Raw genomic sequence first — 25,307 nt, 5'->3', positions numbered from 1 at the left:
ATTTAGGTGTGTTTATTGTTAAGCAAATACTTAAATTCCAAGAATGATTGAAATTGAGTTATTTGCCCCAAGATAGTCTTAAGTGCTGCAGTTTTGTAGCGTCCATCACTGAGGTCAATGCCATGCTTTATGATTTAACGGTTGTACAATTTAGCAAGATGCTGAAAAATTTAAGCGTTATTCTTGAAAAGGGCGAATGCTTCGCAAACCTCAAGAAAGTCGATATGGCGGTGCTATTAAACTCACGTTTAGCACCGGATCAATTTAACCTTATTCGCCAAGTTCAGATTGCCTGCGATACTGCCAAAATTGGCGTGGCACGTTTGACCGATAACTTAGATACAGTGCCAAAGCACGATGATAGCGAAACGACTTTAGCTGATTTGCAAGCGCGTATTAGCTCTGTATTAGATTACTTAGCGACGTTCAAAGCGGATGATTTTGCTAATGCGGCTACGATCCATGTCTCACAACCACGTTGGGAAGGAAAATATCTGACGGGTTATGAGTTTGCTATTGAGCATGCGATTCCGAACATTTACTTCCATGTAACAACAGCCTACGCGATTTTGCGCCACAACGGTGTTGAAATTGGCAAGAAAGATTACCTTGGCGCTATGCCATATAAGTCGTAAATCTAGGCTAGATGTAGTACTGTTGCGCAGCCTAATTGTTGCGCAGCAGCGCTTTGCCGCTCGAGCTTACCAACCTTTCTGCATTACCACCTGTTTTTTCTCTACCTATGTTATGCCGCTTTGTCGCTGGAAATTTAGGGCTCGTTAGGGTCTGTTACGCCGATGAAGTCAATCAATACTCAGTTTTTCATTTCGACCTTACGTCTCGATTATTTTTATCCTGTTAGCATGTGATTTAATTTTGTTGGCTTAGGTAAATGATATGGGCCGTAAGTTTATGAGTCGCCAAATTATCTATTACTTAAATAGTGAATGGCGAATTGACTCATTATAAAGATGACCTGTTTGTTCGTTTTGAGCAGGGATTTACTGGAAGAGTCTATTTAAGGTTCTAATTAAAGGAGTTAGCTATGTCTATCGAATCTCAAGCCGTCGAGAGTCCAACGGATGCAACGACAACTAAGAGCAAGAAAGCAAAAAAAGCCGCCATTACTAGTGGTTTGCGCCTCAAAGACAAGTTGACCCAAGACACTCGCCGCCGAATTGAAATTCTGCACGAGCAACGCCAACTATCCAATCGTTTCGGCGTGGATATAGAAATTGACTAAAGCCATTGGCTTGTCGCTAAGTATTGGATATCACATCTAGATATTTAGCCAGCATGTACAGCTTCACGACGCCCGTCGTGGGGCTTGCTCACTCTCCTTAAACATTCACTTCTTAAATTCATATTCCATTATCGTGACCATCTCGCCCATATAATCTTCCCGTGAAATCTTTGACCAACCAAGCGTTTGATAAAATTCTGCTTTGTCTGCGGTAAACAAATAGATTTTTTGTAATCCGAGTGCTTTGGCATAATCAACGACGGCATTGACTAATAATTTCCCTAAGCCTTTATTTCGATAGTGTGGATTAACATACACATTGGCCAGCCAAGGGCTTAAGTCGGTTCGGGTATCCATATCTGCTGCGGTTAATGAGGAGGAGCCCATGACTTGGTTAGCATCTTCACAGATAAACATCTTAGGAATGGCGGCGTCGGTGAGGTACTCGCTCATCTGCTCAATGAGTGTGGTGACTGTGGCGTCCGCGGAACTTAAATGTGCCCATTCTTGATGATGCCATTGTGCCAGCTGTGGAATGTGCTGCGGGGCCGATTTTAGGTCGATAACTTTCATATAAATCTCTGACGTGTGTTATGCAAAGGGCTTAATGGTGCGACATTATGGCGCGAATACTTAAGTCTGTTCGCTGGTCTGAATGATGTGGCGGCAGGATTAATTAAGCACGGTTTGGCTGAGTATACCGCTTAACTTGGGATCGGCAGAAATACGCTGGCTTCGAGTCCACCTTGTTGCGCGTGGCTAAAGCTAAGTTCGCCCTGATAACTGTCGACGATATCTTTGCAGATTGATAATCCTAAGCCATGGCCTTGAATGCTTTCATCTAACCGAATGCCGCGCTCGATGATAATCGACAATGCGGCATCGGAGACGCCTTCGCCATCATCGCTGACTATGATCCCATAACCTGCGGTGGGAGCCGTTTGATGCACTATACGGATCTCAATGTTCTTGCGGCTATGTTTGCAGGCGTTATCCAGTAAATTGCCTAAGAGTTCGAGTAAGTCATCGCGGTCAAATGGCATCACTAAGCCACTCGTGTAATGGCTATGAATAATGCGGTCTGGGTAGATACGCTGCATCACTTGAATCAGCGGCGCGAGGTCGTCATCGAGCACGGTATAACGCCCCGGAGTGGACAGCCCGACAATCTTAGTGCGCTTAAGCTCTCTCTCGATGATGTGGTGCAGATTTGCGAGCACCTTGCTGCCCTCACTCCTCTGTTCCGGTGGAAGGCTTTCTAGGTAGGACTGCAGCCCTTGTAGCGGACGTTTCATTTCGTGGGCTAAGTTACCTAGGGCATTACGGGAGCGTTGCACTCGCTGGCCCAATTGATTGACTAAGCGATCTATCTCCTCAATCAGCGGGATGATTTCGCTCGGCATTTGGTCTGGACTGATTTCTTGCCCTTGGGTGCGCATCTGCCGTATGGCTTCTGGCATCTGCTCTAAGGGTTTAAAGCCGCGTTTCAATAGCTGATACTGCGCCATTAATAGAATAACAATCGTGAGCAACACCGCCGTGCTGGCAAAGGCTAAAAATTGCACTTGGGTCTGTTCGAGCTCGCTGATGTCTTCTGTCACCCACAGGGTAACTAATTGATCATCTTTGATTACGGCCTGACTGAACATCAGCCAATGTTCTTTGCCGACAAACTCAGTGGCTTGGTGGTGCTCACCGGCGGTCAGTTTTGGCATGTCCACGTTATGGTCGAATAGGGAGCGTGAGCGCAGGGTTTGTTCGCCGATTTGAATTGCAAAATAATGCCCAGAATTAACCCTGTGGTACACATTGGGCAAGCGGTCGGTGGTGAGCGCCCAGTTGCCATCGGGATGGTTATTCAGGGCGGAGATCAGGCTGTCGGCATCGTGCTGCAATCGCGAGGCAACAAAATCTTGGGTCAATATTTGGATACCTTGGTACAGAAAATACAGTAACAGCACCATGGCAAAGGTGAGCGTGATCAGCAGATTGCGCGTCAGATAACCCTTGAGTGAATACACGCCTTTTACTCCTTGAGTCGATAACCTTGGCCGCGACGGGTTTCGATATAATCCTTGCCTAAGCGCTGACGCAGGCGGTTGACGTACACTTCGATGACATTGCTGTCTTTGATTTGATCTTCTTCGTAAATGCGTTCACTGAGCTCTGACTTAGAGACGATTTTGCTGGGATTGACCATTAAATAATGCAGTAGGCGATATTCAATCTTAGTCAGCTCTATCACTTCACCGTCGACATTGGTGACGGCTTGTTTGTCGACATCGAGGGAAACGCCCGCATGTTGTAACACATTGTCGGCGCGGCCAAAGTGGCGGCGGATCAACACTTCGAGCCTTGCGAGTAGTTCTTCAATGTGAAAAGGCTTGCCGAGGTAATCATCCGCACCCGCCTTGAGACCGTCGACCCGCTCGTGCCACGCATCACGAGCGGTGAGAATAAGCACTGGCATGGCTAAGCCTTTTTGTCGCCATTGGCCGAGGACTTGTAAACCGGGTTTGCCAGGTAAACCCAGATCGAGAATCACGGCTTCGAAGTTTTCTTCTTCGCCTAAAAAGGCACCGTCGATACCGTTATCGGCGTGCTCGACGGTATAACCTGCCTTGTTAAGGGCGGGAATGAGGCGCGCGACCAGATCGGTATCATCTTCAATCAATAGCAAACGCATCAGTCGACCTTTTCCTTTAGCCACTCGCCAGTTTTGGCGTCAATCTTGATTTCATACACTATGCCATCGTCACGGAGGATTTCGAGCTCGTAGATGATCCTGCCATGTTTTTGCTCGACTTCGAGATCGAGCAACCGTCCTTTTAGCCGTGATTCATAGCGTTGCATTATGGTGTCGAAGGGCAAAACCTTGCCCTCCTTAACCCACTCGACCACCTTGTTTGAAAGATCATCGTCGTGGGCATTGCAGCTGGGGCTGCTAATCATCCCAACGGCCAAAGCCAGGAATATTAACGGTATCTTCATCGAATATGCCCTTTTCTGCGAGGTTGTGACAATTGCTGCATTGACTGAATGAGCCGACTTTGGGGTTATCTTGCACCATACGTCTTGGGATCTCATCGTGTTTGCGAATAAAAAATGCCTGTTCTGTGATCTTCTGCGGCCCAGCGCCTGCAAGCAGTGGCGTGCTGTTTTTCATCACCTTACCATTTTGCGCCGCATGTTGAACCAGATATTCCTCAATCCTAGCAGTGACTTGAGGATCTAGGCTGGCGTTGTCACCAAAGTGATTCTCAAGATTGGTGGTAATGGCGCGCCATTTGTCGGCGGGGAGTAAGTTCGCGGGATAAGCCATGTGGCAGCTGCCACATTCTGCCGTATATTCCGCATTTTGTGGAATGGCGCGGCTAAGCCCGCGGCCATCGTCCGCATAGCCTGTGCCGGTTAAGGTTAGGCAGATACCGATAACACCAATGGCTAATGCCGCAGCTGTGAGTGATGAGCCTAAGAACCAGCTAATAGGGTGTGCTTGTTTAGTCATGACATCTTCCTTTTTGTGCCGTTACCTTCTGTTGAAGGTATTAATTGCTCTAATTGAATGAGTGATAAGGTCGAAATTTGGCGGTTATTGCAGGCTTAACCAGAGTAAGGCATCGCCTTTTTCCTGTGGCGTGCAGTCGCGTTTAAAGGTCCAGTTACAGTTACGGGTAAACCATTTCTCGATTTTGGCTGAGTCGGTTAACCGATCTGCGGTAATCGACGGCGCCATAGGGTCAATGGGTTTACGGGTATTTTGGTGCATCCCCATGTCGGTGACTTTGGCGGTATGGCAACTGGCGCAGCTGCGACCGTCCATGTCCTGTAGCCAAAGCTTTTGTCCTGCGGCGGCGGTAAAGGGTCCTGCGCCTTGGGCTTGATAACTTTGCAGCTGCGTGCCAATACGCTCGGCGCTCAGTGGCAGGCTTTGCACTTTACTGTTGGCGGCGCTAACGCTGAGGCTAGTCAGCAGCAAGGTTGAAATCGCGACAAGGGCAAGGCGACTTTTAATCGTGTGTCTGGTTAATCTGTTCATAGGGCATTCCTTTTAGGCTGGATGTCTTGTTGCTAAGCAAAATGGTTAACGTATTAATCTTCTTGTTCCACAGGGCGTTGTTTCTTGCCCGTGACCATGGCTCTGACTAAGTTTTCTTTGTGTAACAGGCTGCTGACGATGACGCCGCCAACGTGGATGACCACAAGGAACACTGTGAAGTTGGCAAAGAATTCATGGACTTCTTTTATGGCGCCTTCGGGCCAAGTGGCGAAAAAGCTTGTGGCTAATGGGCCGTGTCCGTCGGTGGCGTACAGTGCCATGCCTGAGAATCCCGTGATGGCGATGCTGGCAATCAAGGCCACTATCATCATTGCTCCAGCGGGGTTATGGCCTATGTAGTCTTTGGCTTTGCCTGTGATGAGCCCTTTGAGGTACACCAGCACTTCTTTAGGGCGAGTGATAAAGTTGCTAAAGCGCGCATTGTGGGTACCAATCACGCCCCACAGCAGACGAAACACCAGTAAAATTAAGATGCTATAACCTGCGTAACTGTGGATGGTCATCCACTCGTCTTCGCCTTCAGTGAGGTAGGCTAAGGCAAAAAAACCGACGAGTGACCAATGGAATATGCGGATCAACAGGTCCCAGACTTTGATGGTTTGCAGTGTGTTTGATGACATGGTGTGACGCTCCTAAGTTGGTTTAGGTGTAGGCTACTTAACCCAAACTTAAACCTCGCTTAAATTTTGAGGCGCGAACATTCAGTGAGTTGATGGGGTTGAGTGACATGGGAAGTTGGTAAAAAATGTGCGTCGAGTGAATGTTAATGAACTTGCTAAAGCCGATGTCAGTGAGTGGCGAGCAGGTGAAACCATTTTGCTCTCAGGTAAAATTTTAACCGGTCGTGATGCTGCCCATAAACGTATCCAAGATATGTTGGCGCGGGGAGAATCTTTCCCTGTTGATTTCCATAATCGTTTTATCTATTACGTCGGCCCAGTCGATGCCGTAGGTGATGAAGTGGTTGGCCCTGCAGGTCCAACGACATCGACTCGTATGGATAAGTTTACCGACATGATGCTAGAGCAGGCTGGTTTACTCGGCATGATTGGTAAGTCTGAACGTGGCACAGAAACCGTTGAGTCGATTAAAAAGAATAAGGCCGTGTATTTGATGGCCGTAGGTGGTGCAGCTTATTTAGTGGCAAAGGCTATTAAATCTGCCAAGGTTCTCGCTTTTGGCGATCTTGGAATGGAAGCCATTTATGAGTTTGATGTTGAAGATATGCCAGTGACAGTTGCCGTCGATAGTTTAGGCGGAAATGTACACGAAACCGGGCCAAAAACCTGGAAGCTCAACATTGCTGAAATGACTGCCTGATATTCACCCCTGCAAGTCAGGTGATCAAAAGCAATATTAATGGCGACCAACAGATGTTTATCTGTTGGTCGCCATTTTCATTACCATTTTAAAAAGGATTAACTCAGCAAATCAATATTAATGAGTTTGTACAATCGGCTTGGACGTCCACCCGTTTTATAGTTCAATACCATTTTTATCACCCCTTCAGATTCAAGATATTCTAAATAGCGACGGATAGTGATACGACTAACGTTCATGCGGTCACTGATATCGTCCCCAGAAAAATCAGTGAGTTGCTCCTTTCTTAGGATTTCTTTCAGTGTATCAAGCGTATTGGCATCGATTCCTTTCGGAGTGCGTCTCATCGGGAGGCTAGTATTTTTCCCGAGGATATTATCAATCACACTTTGATCCATGGTTTCATGGCTGGCCAGCTTTTGCCTGTATAACTTGTAATCATCGAGTGCTTGGCGAACCCTTGACATACGTAGTGGTTTTACAAGGTAATCACTCACGCCGAGTTGTACGACTTGTTCTATGGTCGTCGCCTCGAGTTCAGCGGTTGTCATAATGAAATAACAACCAGCACCTTGGGCACGCAGTTCTTTGATGACATCGATACCGCTGCCATCGGGTAAGGTGATATCCACAAAAACCAATTGAGGTTTGTAGAGGTTGTAGTGCATCAGCGCCTCTTGATAGGTTTCACTGACGACAACCACCTCAAAGTCTGGATGCTGGTGAATGATGGATTCCAAGGCGTAACTTGCCTTGGGATCATCCTCAATAATCATGGTGGTGACTTTCTGCCTCATAGCGTTTTACTTCGCTCTTCTCTATGTATATGGAGAATAAAGTAGTTTTATTCTCGGTGTATTCCCAATCGAGACTTCCATTAAACTGCTTTACTAGCTCATTAACCAGATATAAACCAATGCCTGATTGTTCCTGATCGGTTTTACTTGTGACACCAAAGTCAAAAATAGCATCAGCTATTTCAGGTTTAATGCCGGCGCCGCTATCTTGCACTTCTAGAATAATATGCTGACTGTGATCACTAATGTAAACCTGTACCTCAGGTGGTGCATTATTGCGATTATTCCAAGCGGCAAGAATGGCATTGTCGATGAGATTGCCAAGAATCGTGGCTAACTTTTCAGATACCAACTTACTGTAATCTTGGAAATTATTATCCTCATCGAGCGTATATCTCACGTTAGTTTCAGTCGCTTTATTGTATTTTGCCAGCAGAATAGAGGCGACCAAACTGTTATGAATCGAGCGTACAATATTACCAATGATTCGTTGATGGCCTTTACTTTCGTGGTCGATAAATTCTATGACCTCATCATAATGCTTTAGCTGGAGCATACCGGAAAGCACATTGAGTTTGTTTGAATACTCATGGGTTTTACTGCGTAGCTGCTCTGAATAGTTTTTATAATGAAGCAGCTCTTTTTTGAGTTCATTGAGCGCCATATCGGCAAGAAAAATAATCACATAACCGTGTTGCTCTTGGTTGACTTGCCATGGATAAATACACACGCGGTAATCGAGCTTACCTAGGCGTATCCGTTCGGAGGAGGCTTCTTTATTGCAGGCTTTGGTTATCTGACTGAGTGCCGCTGAAAAGTGGGACAAGGGTTGTCCTATGTAGTCCGTTTTACTCATGCTCCCCATAGGTAAGATCTGAGCCGCGATGTCATTGATAGCTGAAATGGTAAAGTCATTGCCGACAGAAATAATAGGATCATGGATAGCATTAAAAATGCGATCATGCTCCAGTAATCGCTTCATGACTAACTCTGGTTCTAGGTATTGCATGGTGTGTTTTAACTTTGATAACACCATGATAATCAAAAATATTGCAATCATTAAAACTAAGATGACAACAAAGAGAAGATTAGCATTACTTTGAAGGAAGAGGAGACTCACTTTTTGAGTAAGAATACCAACACATACCGCCCCAATGACTTCGCCATTACTGACGATAGGGGAGAAGCTGCGAATCGCAGGACCTAGGGAGCCTGTGGCAAAGGTGCTGACCTTGATCCCCTCGCTTAGTACAGGGTTAAGATCATCGCCCACAAATGGCTTATACAACTTGTGTTCATCGGGGTGGCTTAAGCGAATACCTTCCTTATTAACCACCACAATAAAAGATACGCTAGTCTGAGCGCGTAAGTTTTCAATGTAAGACCGGATAGAGACTTCTGGTGTGACGTTTGAGTGCTCAACTGCAGCGATAACCACAGGATCCATCGCAAGGATGCTGGCTAATTCTAATCCGCGTTGCTTAAGACTTTCATCATGAGTGATTTTTAAGATATGAAAGGTGGCTGCCACCATGACGATTAAGATCAACACCATTGCAATAAAAATACTGGTAATAAAGTATTTCTTGAATTTCATCGGCTTAAATAAGTCGAATCGCTTTTTGGCGGCAAGCATAAATAATCCTGTCGGTTAGGAAGAAGTTTCACATCTAAAGTATCTTATACCAATCACATTAAATCTCTAATCAGTTCAGAGCCTCACAGGTATCTCAATCCAAGGCGCATTGACGCAGAAATGGTTATTCCCTTTTAAGTCAATGCAACACCGGAGTGGGATGCCTGTGTGGCTCCCTGTGAGTTTATTCTCAGCGCATAAAAATAGTGGGTTATCATATGAGAGAAAGGCGTGACATTGGCATCCATTAACTGGCTTCTGGCCGGAGTCATCACAAGATCCATGTAGACAACATTAAGATAATTTAAAGCCTTGTAGAGAAGGCTACAAAACACAGAAAGATATGTTTTTGTAATGAATACTTTTAATTCAAATTTTTAATTATTGCGAAACTCGGTTATAAAGCTATTTGATAAGCTTAAAAAAGGGAACACATTAGCAAAAGCTACTGTCCCCTATTTAATCCCTAAAAACTTAATCTTCTCGGTCAATAATTTGTGGGTCTGGACTTACCAGCAGCAAATCATTTTCATCTGTCGCAAAAATAAATTGATATTTGCTGCCGCCAGGATTTTGAATATTGTTTTGCAATTGAATAGTTTGCCCATCAGAGCTGACGGTCACTGTGTCAATATGGCCATCGAAGGGATTGGTAAATCCAGCCCCTGTTAAGCGCAGCCCTTTTGGTGAGTTGGGTTGATTGACTAACTGATACGTTACCGTGGTATTTTCAGTTAATTCAACATTGCCATCACATTCAATGCCCGATTGTGTGTAGCCGAAATGCGCTTGTTTTTGAGTATCAAGCGTGACAGATAATTCAATAGGATTAGCAGCATTACAAACCGGTAGTGCAGTTGTATTTAATAGCAGTCTATCGGTATCAGTAACTATGGCGGCACCTTGGTATTGCGCTATGGTGGTTTGCTGACCAAACAGGGCGAGAATATTATAAACTTCAGTTGCGGTGAGATTGTTTATTAATATCTCTTTGTCGAAACTCACCTGTTGATCAACGGTTACACTATTAATGAACTGAGGTAAGTTGTCACCGAGTGCGTCGAGCGCTGAAGGGGTATTTAATACCACTTGTAAGTCAGCGCTGTTTTTTATTTTAGCCAGTGCCAAGTCAATGTCTTGTTGAGTGGCGGCTTGGGTGGATAACGATGCCGTTAGAGCAAGCAAAAGTAGTGTTTTTTTCACGATAATTCCTTTTAATTTAAAGTATTACTTAGGATGTGCAAATCGATTGTAAAGCTTTTTGGTAAGCAGATAAAGAAAAATGGAACTGGTATAACTCATTCAATGAAGAGTTAACATTTACTGAGTTGTTGGTGTTGAATTGAGCCTTTGGGGCTAGGGCGAGCTTTAAATGTCAACTAAAGCTCACTTGTTCACCTCTTGGTGTTACGGTAGATTCTGCCACCTCAATTGAGTGAAGTTTGGGATTAGCATATCTATGTTTGCCGCCGTCATGCGCGCTTTCATCAGCCGCAATCCGAGTCGTAAATCTTTTTTTATTTATGCCGTTTTATTATTTTTGACTGAAGTCTTAATCGCTTTATATGCGCCTGCGGGTTTTATCCGTGGTTTTGTGGGCGATGTATTGGTGGTGATCTTACTGTTTTGCATGGCGCGCGTTGTCGTTCCTTTTACCCATCCAGTAGAAAATACCGCAGCAAAAAACACTGGCGATGGCATTAAGCGCTTATTTCAAACTCCTTGGCTGGCGTTTGCGGTATTGCTGTTTGCCTTTGCTATCGAGTTTGGCCAGTATTGGGGTTTAGTCGACAAGCTAGGCTTGGGCGGAAATAGCTTGGCGCGGATAGTGATAGGTAGCCATTTTGATCCACTCGATCTCGTGGCATATTTTGTCGGTTACTTGATCTTATTGGGTTGTTATTGGAAAAGCCGCCAGCCCTAGTGATTTGAATCCGCAAGAGCCGCGTGACATGTGTTTTCGCGGATAGGCGAGATAAGTGGGGTAAAGGATGCAACCTATAACGGCATTTTCACTGCTAACAGCACGTACTAATGGATTTGAGCTTAATCCACTGAAAATACCTTTGTATTTCAATGGCCAACATACTCATGCCTTTATTGCTGGTCGAGTGATTGAAGGCCAATATCGCTGCGTTTTACCCAATAAAACCTCGGGGTATCTGGTCATCACTTCTTTTGATTGTCCCTTCGAAGAATCAACCGAGTTTAGCCTGTTTGATGAAGCGTTTAAGCTCATTGCGACGACATCTTTGGCGCAAATGTATGATTCGTTTTTACTGCACTCACATTGGCCGATAGCCGATAACCGCTTGCGACTGCACTATTACGGTCAGTTTGTGCTGGATTTAGTCATTAGTGCGGGCAGCTCTTGGTTAACGGCGCGGCCGAAACTTAAGCTGATTGAAGTTGTTAATCCCCAAAGCGATCCGCAAACGGCCGCCGCTATGGCCGAATTGGCTCAGCGTTTAGCGGCCATCGAAAAGTCTCTAATGTGGGACTAAAAACGGCGTCATCTGCTGATTTAACCATGCCATAAAGACTTGCAGGCGTTTAGATAAATGCCGCCTGTGTGGGTAGAGCAAGCTTACAGGCATTGGCGGCGCTGGGTAATTTTGCAGGATCTCGACCAACTCTCCAGTGTGTAAATATTTAGCCACCCCTATGCTGGGAACTTGAATGATCCCCAGCCCCGCCAAGCAGGCTGAGCTATAGGCATCGGCATTATTTACCGTAATCAATTTAGGCAGTTGGATAGTAAGGTTCGCTTGATGAGTGTGGGGATCTTGATATTCAAAGCCTGAGTCAGTGCCACCTAATTGGCTTACGTAGTGGACGAGTTTGTGGTTGTGTAAGGTGAGATCCTCAAGGCTTTCGGGTTTACCGTATTTGGCAATATAGGCTGGGCTGACACAGTTCAGCATCTTAAAATGCCCCATTTTTTTCGCTATTAATCCTTCTTGCTGCACACTGCCGACCCTAATCACACAGTCGAACCCTTCGGCAATGACATCCACCTTACGATCTGTGCTGCTTAGTTCAAGCTCGATATGCGGATATTGCTCAATAAATTCAGCCAGTTTAGGGAGCACTAAGTTGCGGGCAATGCCTGTCGACATATCGACTCTGAGCCGTCCCGACACTTGCTCGGCTTGCAGTTGGAACAGACTTTCTAATTCTTGAAATTCCGCCAGTAAACTTTTACAGCGCTCATAACAACTCTGGCCATCTTGGGTTAAGCGTACCGTCCGCGTGGTGCGTTGCAACAAGCGCGCACCCAGAAAGGTTTCGAACTGCGCCACCACATTCGACACATGGGTTTTCGATAGGCCTAAGCTGGCGCTCGCTTGGGTAAAGCTTTGTAATTCAGCGACCCGCATAAAAATTTGCATGGCTTGCAGTCTATCTTGCACGGCGATTGTCCTTTATTGGTTAACAGTCTTAGCATTTATAGTGTGTTTATCTCGTTAATTGCAAGTAATAAGCTGTGTGCAGTTAATTAGGCCTCAAGGCTTAGGTTCCACTTCCAGCGACGATTATAAGGACTGACCATGAACACGACTCCAATTGCACTTATCACTGGCGCTAGCCGCGGTTTAGGTAAAAACACTGCCCAGAAATTAGCGGCTCAGGGGATAGATATTATCCTTACCTATCAAACGAATGCCGCAGCGGCCGCTGAAGTGGTTGCCGAGATTGAATGGCTGGGACGCAAAGCGGTAGCACTGCCGCTGGATGTGAGCGATAGCGGCTCATTTGCCGAGTTTGCCATCCAAGTTAGCACTGTATTAGCTCAGACTTGGCAGCGGGAGTCGTTTAACTATTTGATTAACAATGCTGGTATCGGGATTCATGTGCCTATGGCGGAAACCAGTATCGAACAGTTCGATACCTTGATGAACATCCACGTCAAAGGACCGTTCTTTTTGACTCAAACCTTATTGCCACAGCTGATGGATGGGGGAAGCATTGTCAATATTTCCACCGGCTTGACGCGTTTTGCGATTCCCGGATTTGGCGCCTATGCCACTATGAAGGGTGCGGTCGAAACTATGACTAAGTATTGGGCGAAGGAGTTAGGCCCACGGGGTATTCGGGTCAATGTGCTTGCCCCTGGGGCGATTGAAACAGATTTTGGCGGCGGTGCTGTACGGGATAATGAACAGATGAATCAGTTTTTAGCGCAGCAAACTGCGTTAGGACGTGTGGGCTTGCCTGACGATATCGGCGGCGCGATTAGTGCCTTGTTATCGCCAGCGGCCGCTTGGATTAATGCCCAGCGTATCGAAGCCTCAGGTGGTATGTTTCTTTAGGTTTTTTATAAGCATGTGATTTATTTATATGTGAGATAGAAATAAAGAAAGGGCGAATAGCCCTTTCTTATTTATGTGACTTTTACACAGCAATCACTGCGAATGCACCATCTTCAACAACGCTTAGCTGCAACCGCTAAGGACAACTGCTGTAGCAGGTTAGAGACGTCCTTTATAGAAAGTATCTTAGATAAAGCCTCTTAGATAAATCTCCTAACAAAGTCCCTTAGAAGAAACCCAGTGGATTCACATCGTAACTTACCAAGAGATTCTTCGTATTTTGATAGTGGTTGAGCATCATCTTATGGGTTTCGCGGCCAATACCGGATTTTTTGTATCCGCCAAAAGCGGCATGGGCAGGATAGGCATGGTAACAGTTAATCCACACGCGGCCCGCTTGAATGCCGCGTCCCATACGTTGAGCCGTGTTCATGTCTCGCGTCCACACTCCAGCGCCTAAGCCATACTCAGTATCGTTAGCGATCGCTAAGGCTTCGGCTTCATCTTTGAAGGTGGTGACTGAAATCACAGGGCCGAAGATTTCCTCTTGGAAGATACGCATCTTATTGTGGCCTTTCATAATCGTCGGGCTGATGTAATAACCTTCGCTTTGGCCGCCATCGAGTTGGCAAAGTGTGCCGCCCAGTAGCACTTCTGCACCTTCAGCCTTACCTATGGCTAAGTAGCTTAAGATTTTATCGAACTGTTCTTTAGAGGCTTGAGCGCCAACTTGAGTGTCGGTATCTAAGGGATCACCTTGCTTAATGGTTTGCGCACGGGCGAGCACTTTCTCGATAAAGCGATCGAAAATCGATTCTTGGACTAGCACCCGAGATGGGCAGGTACAGACTTCACCTTGGTTAAAGAAGGCCAGTAACATGCCTTCGACGGCCTTATTTAAATATTCGTCTTCATGGTCCATCACATCGGCAAAAAATACGTTCGGCGACTTACCGCCAAGCTCAACGGTTGATGGGATTAAGGATTCGGCGGCGCATTTTAAAATGTGATAACCAATTTCGGTGGAGCCCGTAAACGCAAGTTTAGCAATGCGTTTGCTGGTGGCCAGAGCTTGTCCCGCCTCAGCGCCAAAGCCGTTGACTACGTTAAGAATGCCCGCGGGTAATAGGTCTTCAATCAGCTCGAGTAATACCAGAATCGATACCGGCGTTTGCTCCGCAGGCTTGAGTACCACACAGTTACCCGCCGCCAGCGCAGGAGCGATTTTCCATGCCGCCATCAAGAGCGGGAAGTTCCAAGGAATGATCTGGCCGACCACGCCTAAAGGTTCTGGGAAATGATAGCTGACTGTGTTGCCGTCGATATCAGCGGCGCTGCCTTCCTGTGCGCGGATACAACCGGCAAAGTAGCGGAAGTGATCGACAAATAAGGGCAAGTCGGCGTTTAAGGTTTCACGCACCGCTTTACCGTTTTCCCAGGTTTCGGCGACGGCTAAATATTCGAGATTTTGTTCGACCCGATCGGCAATGCGCAGTAACAGGTTTGAGCGTTCGGTGACTGAAGTTTTACCCCATGCTTCTTTGGCTGCGTGGGCTGCATCTAACGCTAATTCAATATCTTGTGCATCGGATCGCGGGATTTGGCAAAAGTTTTGGCCATTCACGGGTGAGCGATTGTCGAAGTATTTACCATTGACTGGGGCGATCCATTTACCACCGATAAAGTTGGCATATTTTTCTTTGAAGTTAACGATTGCGCCTGCGGTTCCGGGTTGAGCATAAATCATAGAATCATTCCTTCTTGTTGATTGACTTAGTGTTCTCTTGCGTAACACTTTAGCGTTGCATACAAATGGATATCGCAAGGAGAGTGCCAAACTGGCAGGAGTTGTACACTTGTTGCGCTAACAGTATGATGAAAAGCTAATTTTGCAGATTTGAAACAGTGTGGGCACTCAGGGAGAGAGGTGTGTCCTGTGGTCACTTTGTCATCGAATGGCACACTGCAACTGTGCCGAAACGGAACACAGCTCGGGGGAGCACGGCTATGGCAGTTAAACCGCATTTACCATCGACACAGGCGTGGTTGGCCGATTCGTGGCAGCGCAGCATTGGCGCTGGCTTGTCAGAATTTCAGTTACCCCAAGAGCTTAGGCTCGACGCCAGCGAACTAAAGCAGAAACATGAGCAATATCAAATGCTCATTGCATTAGTGCAATCCCATGCTTTGCCCTTGTTCAATCAGTTGATGGCGCATTCTAATAGCCGACTCTTGCTCTCCGATGTCGAGGGTTATGTGCTTAGGCACTGGGGCGTGAGCCGCTACTCCACAAAATTGGCAGACGTGGCTTTGGATATCGGGGTGAATTGGCTCGAGCAGCACAAAGGCACCAATGCGATAGGGACGGCGCTCACAGCCAAACAAGCTGTATCTGTGGTGGGTGAGCAGCATTTTATTCTCCAGAATCGTTTTATGAGTTGCACCGCCTGCCCAATATTTTCCCCCCAAGGTGAGATGCTCGGGGTGATAGATATCACCAGTGAGCAGCAAAGACACACTCAGCAGACGCTGATGTTAGTGTCGAGTTTGGCGCAGCAGGTCGAGACCGCGCTCTTGTGTCATCTGCCCGATAGCCATTATCGAATCGATTTAGCGGCGCAGCCAAATTTACTGAATTCGGGTTGGCAGGGCATAGTGATTGCCGACAGCGATGGCCGCATTGTGGGTTGTAATCCCATGGCGAAACAATTGCTTAATCAAGCCAAGGTGGGTGATAGCGTTGAGCAGTACTTAGGCGATAATTGGAGCCGTGCGGGTGGTTTTAATCAGCATTTAGACTTGCATCTACAGACTCAGCCCTTAAACATTCCCAGCGCTAAGGGTCGAGTTGCGATTAGCAATAAATCGCTCAATCAATTGGGGGTTCGGTTTCGCGATCCTCAACTTGAGCGCGCTTGGCAACATGCCAATAAGGTGATCACCAAGCAAATTCCGCTGCTAGTGCTCGGAGAAACGGGCGTAGGTAAAGAGCAGTTTGTTAAAAAGCTCCACGCCCAGAGTGCGCGGCGCAGCGAGCCCTTAGTGGCGGTGAACTGTGCGGCATTGCCTGCAGAGTTAGTCGAATCTGAACTCTTTGGTTATCAGGCGGGCGCGTTTACTGGGGCGAACCGCACAGGATTTATCGGCAAAATTCGCCAAGCCCACGGCGGTTTTTTGTTTTTAGATGAAATAGGTGAAATGCCGCTGGCGGCACAGAGTCGTTTACTCAGGGTATTGCAGGAGCGCGAAGTGGTGCCCGTTGGCAGTAATCAAAGCTTTAAAGTCGATATCCAAATCATTGCCGCGACCCATATGGATTTAGAGCAACAAGTGGCGCAGGGGCTGTTTCGGCAGGATTTATTCTATCGATTGAATGGTCTACAAGTACGTTTACCTGCGCTACGTGAGCGGCAGGATATCGAGCGCATTATCCATAAATTGCATCGTAAACATCGCATTGCGCCGCAGGCGATCTGCCCTGAGTTGTTAGGGCTGCTGATGCAACACGACTGGCCCGGCAATTTGCGCGAGCTGGATAATCTTATGCAAGTCGCTTGCTTGATGGCTGAAGGGGATGACACCTTAACTTGGCAGCATTTACCCGATTATCTTGCACAAAAATTAGCGTGCGATCTGTTAAAAGTGGATCCGTTAAATGCACAGCTGTTAAACACACTGCTGTTAAATGAAGAGCAGCCATTAGGTGAAGAGGTTAAAACCGGTCAACATTCGGCATCACATCCGCTGGCTGGCAAAGTTGTGAGTGGCAAAGTTACGAGTGGCAACACTGCGACGCTGCCAACTGCCACTGCGGTTCAATCGGATTCTCTCCACGAGGCGATTTATAGCAATGTGCTACAGGCATACCAAGCCTCTGATGGCAATGTGAGCCAATGCGCCAAGCGTTTGGGGATCAGCCGTAATGCCTTGTATCGTCGATTAAAACAGATGGGACTTAAGGGTTAATGTTAGCTCGCGACGCTTATTATTAAGTGTAATAAACAACGCTAAGCTCGCTTATCACGCCCATGACTAACCAATTCGCAATGGACTAAAACTGTGAGATTTTAGTCCATAAACTCAGATTTCGGAGTCAGGTAAAATGAGGTCTTGTTGTAGCTTATTCATGCCTAATAGGTTTTATTGATTCATATAATCGATAAAGATCCTTTCTTTTAATTATAAATTCAGAACTATACTGCGGGCAGGCAGAAAAGAGCTTGGCGTTATGCATAGAGAGGAACTGTTATGCATCTGACTAAAAGCCTTTTAATTATTTCTATGGGTCTGGCATTAAATGTACAGGCTCAAACTTTACCAACAAATACCCTGACACGTGACAATGGCGCCCCTGTGGGTGATAACCAAAACTCGACCACAGCGGGCAGTAATGGCAGCGTGTTATTGCAAGATGTGCAGCTTATTCAGAAGCTACAACGCTTTGCCCGTGAACGTATTCCTGAGCGGGTTGTTCACGCCAGAGGCACAGGTGTGCACGGTGAGTTTGTATCGAGTGGTGATTTTAGTTATCTGACTCAAGCGGCACCCTTTGCACAGAAAGGCAAAGTCACGCCTGTGTTTGTGCGTTTTTCTACTGTTATCCACTCGAAAGGTTCGCCAGAAACGCTGCGCGACCCCCGTGGATTTGCGACCAAATTTTATTCGGACCAAGGTAACTGGGACTTAGTGGGTAATAACTTACCCATATTCTTTATTCGCGATGCGATCAAGTTTCCTGACATGGTGCATTCGCTCAAACCATCGCCTGTGACCAATATGCAAGATCCGAATCGTTTTTTCGATTTTTTTAGCCACGAAGCGGGCTCGACCCATATGTTGACTCAGGTTTACAGTAACTTAGGTGTACCTGCCAGTTATCGTGAAATGGACGGTTGGGGCGTGCATGCTTACAAGTTTATTAACCAAGACAAGCAAGTGAAATACGTTAAGTTTCACTGGAAGAGTCAGCAAGGTGTAAAAGGCTTGCGCCCTGATGAAGTGGTTAAGGTACAAGGTCAAAACTTTAATCATTTGACCGATGATCTCTATGGCGAGATCAATAAAGGTAATTTCCCTAAATGGGATTTATACGTCCAATTACTCGACCCAAGTGAGCTGAATAAGTTTGATTACAACCCGTTAGATGCCACTAAAGTATGGCCAAATGTGCCTGAACAAAAAGTCGGTACTATGACGCTTAATCGCATGCCAGCAAACTTCTTCCAAGAAACTGAGCAAGCGGCATTTGCGCCATCGAATTTGATCCCTGGGATTGAGCCTTCGGAAGACAGATTATTGCAAGGTCGTATGTTCTCCTACGCCGATACTCAACTGTATCGACTCGGCGCGAATTTGTCGCAATTGCCGATTAATAAACCCTTAGTGGCGGTGGCAAACCACAACCAAGAAGGCGCGGGCAATATGGGGCATACCCAGTCCGATGTGAATTATCAACCGAGCGTACATTTAGCCTTGGCCGAAGATAATCGTTATCGTGCGGTAACGACTGCGCTCAGTGGCACAGTGCAACAAACGGCTATTAGCAAGCAGGATAACTTTAGCCAAGCGGGCGTTTTTTACCGCAGCTTGAGCAAGCAAGATAGAGCAGATCTGATCACTAACTTGGCCGGTGACTTAGGCAAAGTGAACGATGCTAAGGTGAAACATCAAATGCTGAGTCACTTTTATCGTGCAGACCCAGAGTTTGGTGAGCGCTTAACCAAGGCCGTAAAAGGTGATTTGGCCGACGTTAAACAGCGTTCAATTTAACTCATCATTTTAGAGCGATTTGGTGCAGATATTCGCGTTAAACCGCTCAAACCCAGTAAGTCCCGCAAGGCGCAATCAAGCTCTTTTCTGCCCAGTTTAAGAGGGCGTCTTGCGGGCATTTCGTCACCTCTTATTGTTTAAATCTCTATTTTTGCTGCGCGGGAGTTATTGATGAAACACAATATTACTATCTTATTATTGATGATTGCGGCACTGAGTATGTCGGTGGTGATGGGCGCAGGTTCGGCTCAGGCATCCGCAACTGTTAGCCAAGCGGACGAGCCCGATACTGCACAAGTGCAATTGCTGGTGGACTACTTTTTTGCTGCCGCGCGTACTGGCGATATCACAGTGCTTGAGCATTTTCTTGATGCGGGCTTCCCTATTGACCAGAGAAATAGTCAATCCTATACCGCGCTAATGGTGGCGGCTTATAACGGCCAAGAGGCTGCAACAGATGTATTACTTGAGCATGGTGCTAATGCTTGTTTGCAAGATAAGCGTGGTAATACGGCAATCATGGGCGCTGTGATTAAGGCCGAATTCAATATCGTAAAGCGGCTATACGCGAAAGAATGTGATGCGAACCTAACGAATAATGCCGGAATGACCTTGGTTGAGTTTGCCCGCTACTGGGGTCAAAGTGGCGCTTTGCAGCAGGCGAGTTTGAAGCCATAAAGGCATCATTTTTTGCCATCTTTTGCGCTCGATCACTCTGGGTCATTCTCTTTAATCTGTTTAGATCTCAGCGTTTACTATTAGCCATAAGTCTGCTTGTTAATAGCGTCTATGCCTTTTATGGTAACTTTTTGAATATCGTTTAATACGATTTTCATGGCCTTCGGAGAGCAATTTATGTTTGATGCCTTACTACTGACGCAAGAAGATAAACGCACGTTTGCTCAAGTTTCACAGATCACAGAAGCTGATTTACCAGAAGGGGAAGTCTTAGTTGAGGTCGACTATTCCTCGCTGAATTATAAAGATGGTTTAGCTGTGACGGGTACGGGCAAAGTCATTCGCCAGTTTCCTATGGTGCCAGGCATTGATTTTGCGGGGGTCGTGCGCGAATCAACAGATGCAAGATACCAAGTTGGCGATCAGGTTATTTTGACCGGCTGGGGCGTGGGTGAAAATCACTGGGGTGGTATGGCGCAAAAAGCGCGCGTTAAAGCCGACTGGCTGGTGCCTATGCCGCAAGACTGTGATGCCGCTAAAGCCATGATGATTGGCACGGCTGGACTTACGGCTATGTTGTGCGTGCAAGCGCTGCAGCAGGCTGGGGTAACACCGCAAAGTGGGGATATTCTGGTCACAGGTGCCAGTGGTGGTGTGGGGTCCGTGGCGGTGACTTTGCTCGCCAATGCTGGCTATCGCGTGGTTGCCTGCAGTGGTCGGGTCGAGCAAAATGCGCCCTTATTGAAGGAGCTTGGCGCCGCTGAAGTGATTGATCGCAGTGAGCTTGAACAGGATGCTAAGCCACTTGAGGCGCAGCGCTGGGCGGGTGTGGTCGATACCGTTGGCAACAAGATCCTCGCTAAAGCATTAGCGCAAATGCAATACGGTGGCGCCGCCGCTATTTGTGGTTTAGCGGGCGGTTTTGCATTACCCACAACCGTAATGCCATTTATTTTACGGGGAGTGAGTTTGCTGGGAATCGATTCTGTTTCTTGTCCATTTGAGAAACGAAAAGCGGCATGGGAAGCTGTGATTAAAGCACTGCCTGCACATTTCTATCAGCAAGCTTGCCAGCAGATTTCATTGGCAGAGGTGCCTGATTTCGCGAATAAAATTATCCAAGGTCAAGTCACGGGGCGTGTATTAGTTAAGCTGTAATCCCGTTTCCTACGTTTTAACACGATGGCAACGCCGAGGTGTTGCCAATTACGACTAAACCATTAGTTCTGCCTCCTATACTTGTTCTTCATATCGGCTACCTCGGCAGCGTGATCGTCACTTCAAGTCCGGTTGGGATACGGTTCTCGGCTTTAATCTTACCTTTGTGGGCGGTAATCGCCGCTTCAGTGATCGCCAGCCCAAGTCCCCAGCCACCGCTTTCTCTTTGTCGTGCCGAGTCGGGGCGGTAGAAAGGTTTAAAAATGGCATCGAGTTCGGCGGCATCTATGCCTGGACCATCGTCTTTTATGGTAATTTGTACTTGATCAGCCGTCGCACTCGCCTGCAGGTGAATATCGCTTGCGGCATAACGGATCGCGTTACGCAGCAGGTTTTCAATCGCGCGGGAAAGTGATTTAGGAAAATGCGCTAACTCAATTTCTTCATCTATATCGATAGTAATGCTTTTACCTTGCTGTTCTGCTTCAAATTCCGCATCGTCTAAAACTTGGCTCAGGGATTCGGCCAAGCCTAAATGTACTTTGGTTTCGTTAGTGCTGAGCTTGACCCGCGAGAGTTCTAACAATTCACTGATAAGCTTTTCGAGTTGCTCTGCTTCATAGCCGATACGATCCGTTTCTGCCGTTTGCTGGCCCTTTTTACGGGCGAGGGCTAACGACAATTGTAAACGGGTGAGCGGGGTACGTAGCTCATGGGAAATATCGCCCATCAATCTCTGTTGATTGTTCATCATAGATTCGATGGAGTCGGCCATGCTATTGAAGGCCTTAGCTAATTGGCCTATTTCATCTTTACGCTGTGTAGTGGACTTATCGACTCGGTGACTTAAGTCACCCTCTGCGAGGGCATTAGCACTCTTTTTAAGTGAATTTAATGCCTTACCTAAATGCCACGCGAGCAGGCCACATAATAATCCCGATAGGAAAATTGCTAAGCTTAAAGTTAATAACTTATTTTCGGCGAAGAAGAAAAACCAAGGCCGCGGATGGTTATCCGGCAAGCGGCCGTAGAGTGAATAGGTTTCAGCGCCCAGATTAAATTGATAGGGACCAAACACCAACTCATCTTTAAATTGATGGCTAATCGGTTGTTTTTCTTCATCTGCCATCAGCATAAAGCTGCGCACACCGCGACTCACTCTGTGGGTGTTGACCACTTGACCTTGGCTGTTGACAAGATAGACCCGTAGCGGCTTGCCTTCCATGTCTCGATGTCTTTCCCAGCGGCGAAGAAAATCGGACTCCAGTAAGGCGGGGTTTTCTTGAATGCGCTTAGCTATAGTCGATAGGACTTTTTCAAGGTGAGGTGGCAGCGGCGCACGGTCGTGACTCTGTTGCAGCAATGGCAACAGACCGACCAAGGCAATGATCAGCGAGCTGCAGAGCCAGAATCCGAGCAATAATTTGATAAATAAACGATTAGGCACAGTCGATACCGCCATTAAGGGAGCCAAATATAACCTTTGCCACGGATGGTTTTCACCCTTGGCCGACCATCGCTACGCTCGGGGAGTTTTTTACGTAGATTCGATAAATGCATGTCTAAGCTGCGATCGAAGGGCATGAGTTTTTTGCCGAGTACTTTCTCGTTCAACTCTTCCTTATTCATCAACTCTCCCGCGTGCAGCGCAAGGGTGTGCAGCAGATTGAATTCTGTGCCTGTGAGTATGATTAATTGCTCATTACAGTAAGCTTCTTGGCGCGATGGATCTAAGCGTAGATCGCCAAACTCTTGGGCTGGTGCGGCATGGATTTCTTGGGTTGTTAAGTTCGAACGACGAATAATGGCGCGGATACGGGCGATTAACTCTCTGTCATTAAACGGCTTTGGCAGATAATCATCGGCGCCAATTTCAAGCCCAACAACGCGATCGATTTCATCGCCGCGAGCGGTCAGCATTAATACTGGCGTTTGCTTGTGCTGACGCAGTGCACGCAGGACTTCAAAACCGTTCAATTTAGGTAGCATGACATCGAGTAAGATTAGATCGTAATCCGCATTTAGTGCCAGATCTAAACCCTGTTTACCATCGTAAGCCAAGGTTAACTGAAACCCTTCTAACTCGAGCAGTTGCCCTAGCAGCTCAGATAAACCCAGATCGTCATCGATTAATAATATCCGACTCATATTGTTCCTTAATCTCTGTAATATGGCCTTATGCGCCCATGTAATACTGGCACTTTTAGCGCTTTGGCTGAGTATACCTGTTTTGATGTCAATTGCTGTGTAGCAATGTAAGCCAAAGTAAAGAATAGAGAATCTGTTATACCCAAGCAGCCTCAGGATAAGAGTTTCAGAGCGTCTAGGGTGATTCAATTCAAGGCGCATCAATGACAGAATGTCGGCCACCTTTTGAATTGATGCAACTTTACAGTGATTTACTCAGGCAACGTCCTCACTTACATATAGGGGTTTAGACTGGAAGGGTCGAAAGTGACTCGGCTTAAAAGGGTCGTCACTGTATCTTTTATTTGCCATATTAAAGTTGAACCACTGAGGTTAACACTATGAAAACATTATCACCTTTGAAAGCGAGCCTGTTTGCCATTCTAGCGAGTTCTGCGGTTTTAGCGACAACAGTCAATGCCGAACCGACAGACGGTGGCTGTGATTTCTCCCGTTCTGAATTCCACAAAGGCGACCGTATGGAACATGGCGGCCGACACATGGATAAGCGTGGCATGCATCGTATGTTTGAAGGGCTAGATTTAACCGATGCCCAAAAAGCTGATATCAAAAAGCTGTTTGCCGATCAGAAAGCCGCGCGTGCCGATAGCCGCCCAACGAAAGAGCAGCGTTTGGCCCATCGCACTGAAATGCAGGCCTTGATGACGGCCCCTAATTTTGATGAAGTGCAAGCCAAGGCACTGATGAGCGCGCAGCAAGAACAGCGTCAAGCTCAAGCCATTGAACGTATGAAGCTGCATAATCAAATCTACAATCTGTTGACACCAGAGCAGCAAGCTAAGTTTAAAGCGCGATTTGAAGCACAAGCTGGTAAAGAACCTCGCGGTTAAGTGTCTTAGCTGATATACAATAGGGTCATAGCTTCCCAAGATAGATCCCTTATGACTCAGACTTCCCAATACGATTTTTGGGTCAAACTGGCTAGCCGCGCTTCCGTGGCTACCGCTTTGATCCTTATTCTTATCAAGCTGTTCGCTTGGCTTTATTCCGGCTCTGCCAGTATGTTGGCATCTTTGACGGATTCCTTTGCCGACGCACTCGCTTCCATCATCAACTTTATTGCGATTCGTTACGCGCTTGTGCCGCCGGATCATGACCACAGATATGGCCATGGTAAGGCTGAGCCGTTAGCGTCTTTAGCGCAATCCGCCTTTATTATGGGCTCCGCGTTCCTGTTACTTTTCTATGGTGGCGAGCGGTTATTAACGCCCGTTCCCGTCGAAAATGCCACCATAGGTCTGGTGGTTTCCGTTATCGCGATTATTATGACGTTAGCTTTAGTGACGTTGCAAAAACGCGCATTAGCGGCGACAAAAAGCACTGTGGTCGAAGCCGATTCACTGCATTACAAGTCAGACTTATTCCTCAATGGTGCGGTATTACTAGCACTCGTCCTATCCCAATATGGTTGGTGGTGGGCTGACGGATTGTTTGCAGTAATGATTGCATTCTATATTGGTCATCAAGCCTTTGGCTTAGGTTATCGCTCAATTCAAGCCTTGTTAGACCGAGAGTTAGACGAAGAAACTCGCCAGCAAATCACGCAAATCGCGATGGAAGATCCACGGGTGCAAGGGCTGCATGATTTACGCACTCGTCAGGCTGGCAAAACCGTTTTTATCCAATTTCATTTAGAGCTTGATGGCAATTTGAGTTTGAATGAAGCCCACAGTATTGCCGATACGACAGGAATAAGAGTCAAAGCAGCCTTCGAAGATGCCGAGGTGATTATTCACCAAGACCCAGTCAAACCTGAAGTCAACGAAACATAAAGTAAGAGCAAGCTATGGCATGGATGCAGAAGCAAGGTCACAGATGGGATCATTCCACTCGATTGATATGTCGCTATCAGAGGCTATCGACTCGCTTTGAGTTGATAGTTCAATCTGATATTCGTGATGAGAACGTTCCTGCCGATGCGGAAATTACGGTCTCAACTCAAGCGCTGTCCTCGAGAGTGAATCAAGCAGATAGTACAGTCACTCCTGTGATAGCGGGGGCTTGGAGTCAGTTAGTCCTGCGTAAACATCTTTATTACCTACCGCAGAAAATTGATTTTGAAATATCTAACCAAACTTATCGAGTCCATATCTGGCCATTATTCCTTTGGCGCACCCGTATTATT

At 46.7% G+C, this 25,307-nt stretch carries 26 protein-coding genes and 1 pseudogene; 13 read left to right on the top strand and 14 right to left on the bottom strand.

What is annotated here, in order from left to right; translation table 11 throughout:
• The first annotated feature begins 122 nt into the window (after positions 1-122).
• The gene (locus Q4Q50_RS21205) at positions 123-635 is read left to right on the top strand and encodes a DUF1993 domain-containing protein (protein ID WP_011845500.1); all 513 of its coding nucleotides are present in this window, start codon (positions 123-125) and stop codon (positions 633-635) included.
• Positions 636-1,045: 410 nt separating this feature from the next.
• Complete coding sequence (locus Q4Q50_RS21200) at positions 1,046-1,243, top strand: hypothetical protein (protein ID WP_006079715.1); 198 nt, start codon at positions 1,046-1,048, stop codon at positions 1,241-1,243.
• A 105-nt stretch (positions 1,244-1,348) separates the two neighbouring features.
• On the opposite strand, the gene Q4Q50_RS21195 is transcribed toward Q4Q50_RS21200, so the two are convergent.
• From Q4Q50_RS21195 to Q4Q50_RS21165, 7 genes are all read right to left on the bottom strand, one after another.
• Entirely contained in the window at positions 1,349-1,816 is a 468-nt protein-coding gene (locus Q4Q50_RS21195; protein WP_259512715.1) for a GNAT family N-acetyltransferase, read from the bottom strand.
• Between the two features lie 131 nt (positions 1,817-1,947).
• Entirely contained in the window at positions 1,948-3,264 is a 1,317-nt protein-coding gene (locus Q4Q50_RS21190) for a sensor histidine kinase (RefSeq protein ID WP_311901032.1), read from the bottom strand.
• Positions 3,265-3,269: 5 nt separating this feature from the next.
• The gene (locus Q4Q50_RS21185) at positions 3,270-3,929 is read right to left on the bottom strand and encodes a winged helix-turn-helix domain-containing protein (protein ID WP_006079718.1); all 660 of its coding nucleotides are present in this window, start codon (positions 3,927-3,929) and stop codon (positions 3,270-3,272) included.
• A complete protein-coding gene (locus Q4Q50_RS21180) occupies positions 3,929-4,195 on the bottom strand; it encodes a PepSY domain-containing protein (RefSeq protein ID WP_012196525.1) in 267 nt (88 codons plus the stop codon). The genes Q4Q50_RS21185 and Q4Q50_RS21180 overlap by 1 nt, the downstream gene beginning before the upstream one ends.
• Positions 4,188-4,751 carry a diacylglycerol kinase gene (locus Q4Q50_RS21175; RefSeq protein ID WP_311901030.1) on the bottom strand — a complete coding sequence of 188 codons (564 nt, stop codon included), beginning with the start codon at positions 4,749-4,751 and terminating at the stop codon, positions 4,188-4,190. Before Q4Q50_RS21175 ends, Q4Q50_RS21180 begins: the two co-directional genes overlap by 8 nt.
• A gap of 84 nt (positions 4,752-4,835) precedes the next feature.
• Entirely contained in the window at positions 4,836-5,282 is a 447-nt protein-coding gene (locus Q4Q50_RS21170) for a DUF1924 domain-containing protein (RefSeq protein ID WP_311901028.1), read from the bottom strand.
• A gap of 53 nt (positions 5,283-5,335) precedes the next feature.
• On the bottom strand, positions 5,336-5,923 hold the full coding sequence (locus tag Q4Q50_RS21165) for a cytochrome b/b6 domain-containing protein (RefSeq protein ID WP_107403265.1): 588 nt from the start codon (positions 5,921-5,923) through the stop codon (positions 5,336-5,338).
• Between the two features lie 102 nt (positions 5,924-6,025).
• On the opposite strand from Q4Q50_RS21165, the pseudogene Q4Q50_RS21160 reads away from it, so the two are divergent.
• Positions 6,026-6,623, top strand: a pseudogene (locus tag Q4Q50_RS21160) (fumarate hydratase C-terminal domain-containing protein); the annotation flags it as partial.
• A gap of 98 nt (positions 6,624-6,721) precedes the next feature.
• On the opposite strand, the gene Q4Q50_RS21155 reads toward Q4Q50_RS21160, so the two are convergent.
• From Q4Q50_RS21155 to Q4Q50_RS21145, 3 genes are all read right to left on the bottom strand, one after another.
• Positions 6,722-7,420: a response regulator gene (locus Q4Q50_RS21155; protein WP_259578682.1), complete on the bottom strand. Its 699-nt coding sequence runs from the start codon at positions 7,418-7,420 to the stop codon at positions 6,722-6,724.
• Positions 7,389-9,056 carry an ATP-binding protein gene (locus Q4Q50_RS21150; protein WP_259578681.1) on the bottom strand — a complete coding sequence of 556 codons (1,668 nt, stop codon included), beginning with the start codon at positions 9,054-9,056 and terminating at the stop codon, positions 7,389-7,391. Before Q4Q50_RS21150 ends, Q4Q50_RS21155 begins: the two co-directional genes overlap by 32 nt.
• Positions 9,057-9,530: 474 nt before the next feature.
• On the bottom strand, positions 9,531-10,259 hold the full coding sequence (locus tag Q4Q50_RS21145) for a DP-EP family protein (RefSeq protein WP_259578680.1): 729 nt from the start codon (positions 10,257-10,259) through the stop codon (positions 9,531-9,533).
• Positions 10,260-10,515: 256 nt separating this feature from the next.
• On the opposite strand from Q4Q50_RS21145, the gene Q4Q50_RS21140 reads away from it, so the two are divergent.
• Positions 10,516-10,980 carry a ribosomal maturation YjgA family protein gene (locus Q4Q50_RS21140; protein WP_311901023.1) on the top strand — a complete coding sequence of 155 codons (465 nt, stop codon included), beginning with the start codon at positions 10,516-10,518 and terminating at the stop codon, positions 10,978-10,980.
• A gap of 67 nt (positions 10,981-11,047) precedes the next feature.
• Positions 11,048-11,560: a hypothetical protein gene (locus Q4Q50_RS21135; protein ID WP_311901021.1), complete on the top strand. Its 513-nt coding sequence runs from the start codon at positions 11,048-11,050 to the stop codon at positions 11,558-11,560.
• Here the strand turns inward: Q4Q50_RS21135 and Q4Q50_RS21130 are convergent.
• On the bottom strand, positions 11,546-12,469 hold the full coding sequence (locus Q4Q50_RS21130) for a LysR family transcriptional regulator (RefSeq protein WP_011845508.1): 924 nt from the start codon (positions 12,467-12,469) through the stop codon (positions 11,546-11,548). The two genes, Q4Q50_RS21135 and Q4Q50_RS21130, sit on opposite strands and share 15 nt — an antisense overlap.
• 138 nt (positions 12,470-12,607) lie before the next feature.
• On the opposite strand from Q4Q50_RS21130, the gene Q4Q50_RS21125 reads away from it, so the two are divergent.
• The gene (locus Q4Q50_RS21125) at positions 12,608-13,369 is read left to right on the top strand and encodes an SDR family NAD(P)-dependent oxidoreductase (RefSeq protein ID WP_311901018.1); all 762 of its coding nucleotides are present in this window, start codon (positions 12,608-12,610) and stop codon (positions 13,367-13,369) included.
• A gap of 226 nt (positions 13,370-13,595) precedes the next feature.
• Here the strand turns inward: Q4Q50_RS21125 and exaC are convergent, their stop codons facing one another.
• Positions 13,596-15,116, bottom strand: a complete 1,521-nt coding sequence (gene exaC, locus Q4Q50_RS21120) for an acetaldehyde dehydrogenase ExaC (RefSeq protein ID WP_011787613.1) — start codon at positions 15,114-15,116, stop codon at positions 13,596-13,598.
• A 260-nt stretch (positions 15,117-15,376) separates the two neighbouring features.
• On the opposite strand from exaC, the gene Q4Q50_RS21115 reads away from it, so the two are divergent.
• From Q4Q50_RS21115 to acuI, 4 genes are all read left to right on the top strand, one after another.
• On the top strand, positions 15,377-17,335 hold the full coding sequence (locus Q4Q50_RS21115) for a sigma-54-dependent Fis family transcriptional regulator (RefSeq protein ID WP_311901015.1): 1,959 nt from the start codon (positions 15,377-15,379) through the stop codon (positions 17,333-17,335).
• 282 nt (positions 17,336-17,617) lie between these two features.
• Positions 17,618-19,138, top strand: a complete 1,521-nt coding sequence (gene katE1 / locus Q4Q50_RS21110; protein WP_311901013.1) for a catalase KatE1 — start codon at positions 17,618-17,620, stop codon at positions 19,136-19,138.
• A 171-nt stretch (positions 19,139-19,309) separates the two neighbouring features.
• A complete protein-coding gene (locus tag Q4Q50_RS21105) occupies positions 19,310-19,816 on the top strand; it encodes an ankyrin repeat domain-containing protein (protein ID WP_311901011.1) in 507 nt (168 codons plus the stop codon).
• A gap of 177 nt (positions 19,817-19,993) precedes the next feature.
• The gene (acuI, locus tag Q4Q50_RS21100; RefSeq protein ID WP_311901009.1) at positions 19,994-20,974 is read left to right on the top strand and encodes an acrylyl-CoA reductase (NADPH); all 981 of its coding nucleotides are present in this window, start codon (positions 19,994-19,996) and stop codon (positions 20,972-20,974) included.
• A gap of 97 nt (positions 20,975-21,071) precedes the next feature.
• Here the strand turns inward: acuI and Q4Q50_RS21095 are convergent, their stop codons facing one another.
• Positions 21,072-22,436, bottom strand: a complete 1,365-nt coding sequence (locus Q4Q50_RS21095; protein ID WP_263237606.1) for an ATP-binding protein — start codon at positions 22,434-22,436, stop codon at positions 21,072-21,074.
• Positions 22,436-23,122 carry a response regulator gene (locus Q4Q50_RS21090; RefSeq protein WP_107949713.1) on the bottom strand — a complete coding sequence of 229 codons (687 nt, stop codon included), beginning with the start codon at positions 23,120-23,122 and terminating at the stop codon, positions 22,436-22,438. The genes Q4Q50_RS21095 and Q4Q50_RS21090 overlap by 1 nt, the downstream gene beginning before the upstream one ends.
• A gap of 380 nt (positions 23,123-23,502) precedes the next feature.
• Between Q4Q50_RS21090 and Q4Q50_RS21085 the strand changes: the two genes are divergently transcribed.
• From Q4Q50_RS21085 to Q4Q50_RS21075, 3 genes are all read left to right on the top strand, one after another.
• The gene (locus Q4Q50_RS21085) at positions 23,503-24,012 is read left to right on the top strand and encodes a Spy/CpxP family protein refolding chaperone (protein ID WP_107403272.1); all 510 of its coding nucleotides are present in this window, start codon (positions 23,503-23,505) and stop codon (positions 24,010-24,012) included.
• Between the two features lie 51 nt (positions 24,013-24,063).
• Complete coding sequence (gene fieF, locus Q4Q50_RS21080; protein ID WP_311901005.1) at positions 24,064-24,954, top strand: cation efflux pump FieF; 891 nt, start codon at positions 24,064-24,066, stop codon at positions 24,952-24,954.
• Positions 24,955-24,968: 14 nt separating this feature from the next.
• Positions 24,969-25,307 (top strand): hypothetical protein (locus tag Q4Q50_RS21075; protein ID WP_311901003.1); only part of this gene is annotated, 339 nt, incomplete at its 3' end.

Origin of the sequence: Shewanella scandinavica (genome assembly GCF_031932065.1) — a bacterium.
Classification (GTDB): domain Bacteria; phylum Pseudomonadota; class Gammaproteobacteria; order Enterobacterales; family Shewanellaceae; genus Shewanella; species Shewanella baltica.
The sequence above is the reverse complement of the archived record's forward strand: the minus strand, read 5'-3'. Positions and strand labels throughout refer to the sequence as shown.

Coding starts and splice junctions, on each gene's coding strand:
- katE1 (WP_311901013.1), top strand. CDS start 17,618: ATGCATCTGACTAAAAGCCTTTTAATTATTTCTATGGGTCTGGCATTA.
- Q4Q50_RS21200 (WP_006079715.1), top strand. CDS start 1,046: ATGTCTATCGAATCTCAAGCCGTCGAGAGTCCAACGGATGCAACGACA.
- Q4Q50_RS21205 (WP_011845500.1), top strand. CDS start 123: ATGCTTTATGATTTAACGGTTGTACAATTTAGCAAGATGCTGAAAAAT.
- Q4Q50_RS21165 (WP_107403265.1), bottom strand. CDS start 5,923: ATGTCATCAAACACACTGCAAACCATCAAAGTCTGGGACCTGTTGATC.
- Q4Q50_RS21170 (WP_311901028.1), bottom strand. CDS start 5,282: ATGAACAGATTAACCAGACACACGATTAAAAGTCGCCTTGCCCTTGTC.
- Q4Q50_RS21150 (WP_259578681.1), bottom strand. CDS start 9,056: ATGCTTGCCGCCAAAAAGCGATTCGACTTATTTAAGCCGATGAAATTC.
- Q4Q50_RS21125 (WP_311901018.1), top strand. CDS start 12,608: ATGAACACGACTCCAATTGCACTTATCACTGGCGCTAGCCGCGGTTTA.
- Q4Q50_RS21185 (WP_006079718.1), bottom strand. CDS start 3,929: ATGCGTTTGCTATTGATTGAAGATGATACCGATCTGGTCGCGCGCCTC.
- acuI (WP_311901009.1), top strand. CDS start 19,994: ATGTTTGATGCCTTACTACTGACGCAAGAAGATAAACGCACGTTTGCT.
- Q4Q50_RS21085 (WP_107403272.1), top strand. CDS start 23,503: ATGAAAACATTATCACCTTTGAAAGCGAGCCTGTTTGCCATTCTAGCG.
- Q4Q50_RS21105 (WP_311901011.1), top strand. CDS start 19,310: ATGAAACACAATATTACTATCTTATTATTGATGATTGCGGCACTGAGT.
- Q4Q50_RS21195 (WP_259512715.1), bottom strand. CDS start 1,816: ATGAAAGTTATCGACCTAAAATCGGCCCCGCAGCACATTCCACAGCTG.
- Q4Q50_RS21140 (WP_311901023.1), top strand. CDS start 10,516: ATGTTTGCCGCCGTCATGCGCGCTTTCATCAGCCGCAATCCGAGTCGT.
- Q4Q50_RS21135 (WP_311901021.1), top strand. CDS start 11,048: ATGCAACCTATAACGGCATTTTCACTGCTAACAGCACGTACTAATGGA.
- Q4Q50_RS21095 (WP_263237606.1), bottom strand. CDS start 22,436: ATGGCGGTATCGACTGTGCCTAATCGTTTATTTATCAAATTATTGCTC.
- Q4Q50_RS21090 (WP_107949713.1), bottom strand. CDS start 23,122: ATGAGTCGGATATTATTAATCGATGACGATCTGGGTTTATCTGAGCTG.
- Q4Q50_RS21155 (WP_259578682.1), bottom strand. CDS start 7,420: ATGAGGCAGAAAGTCACCACCATGATTATTGAGGATGATCCCAAGGCA.
- Q4Q50_RS21180 (WP_012196525.1), bottom strand. CDS start 4,195: ATGATTAGCAGCCCCAGCTGCAATGCCCACGACGATGATCTTTCAAAC.
- Q4Q50_RS21115 (WP_311901015.1), top strand. CDS start 15,377: ATGGCAGTTAAACCGCATTTACCATCGACACAGGCGTGGTTGGCCGAT.
- Q4Q50_RS21175 (WP_311901030.1), bottom strand. CDS start 4,751: ATGACTAAACAAGCACACCCTATTAGCTGGTTCTTAGGCTCATCACTC.
- exaC (WP_011787613.1), bottom strand. CDS start 15,116: ATGATTTATGCTCAACCCGGAACCGCAGGCGCAATCGTTAACTTCAAA.
- fieF (WP_311901005.1), top strand. CDS start 24,064: ATGACTCAGACTTCCCAATACGATTTTTGGGTCAAACTGGCTAGCCGC.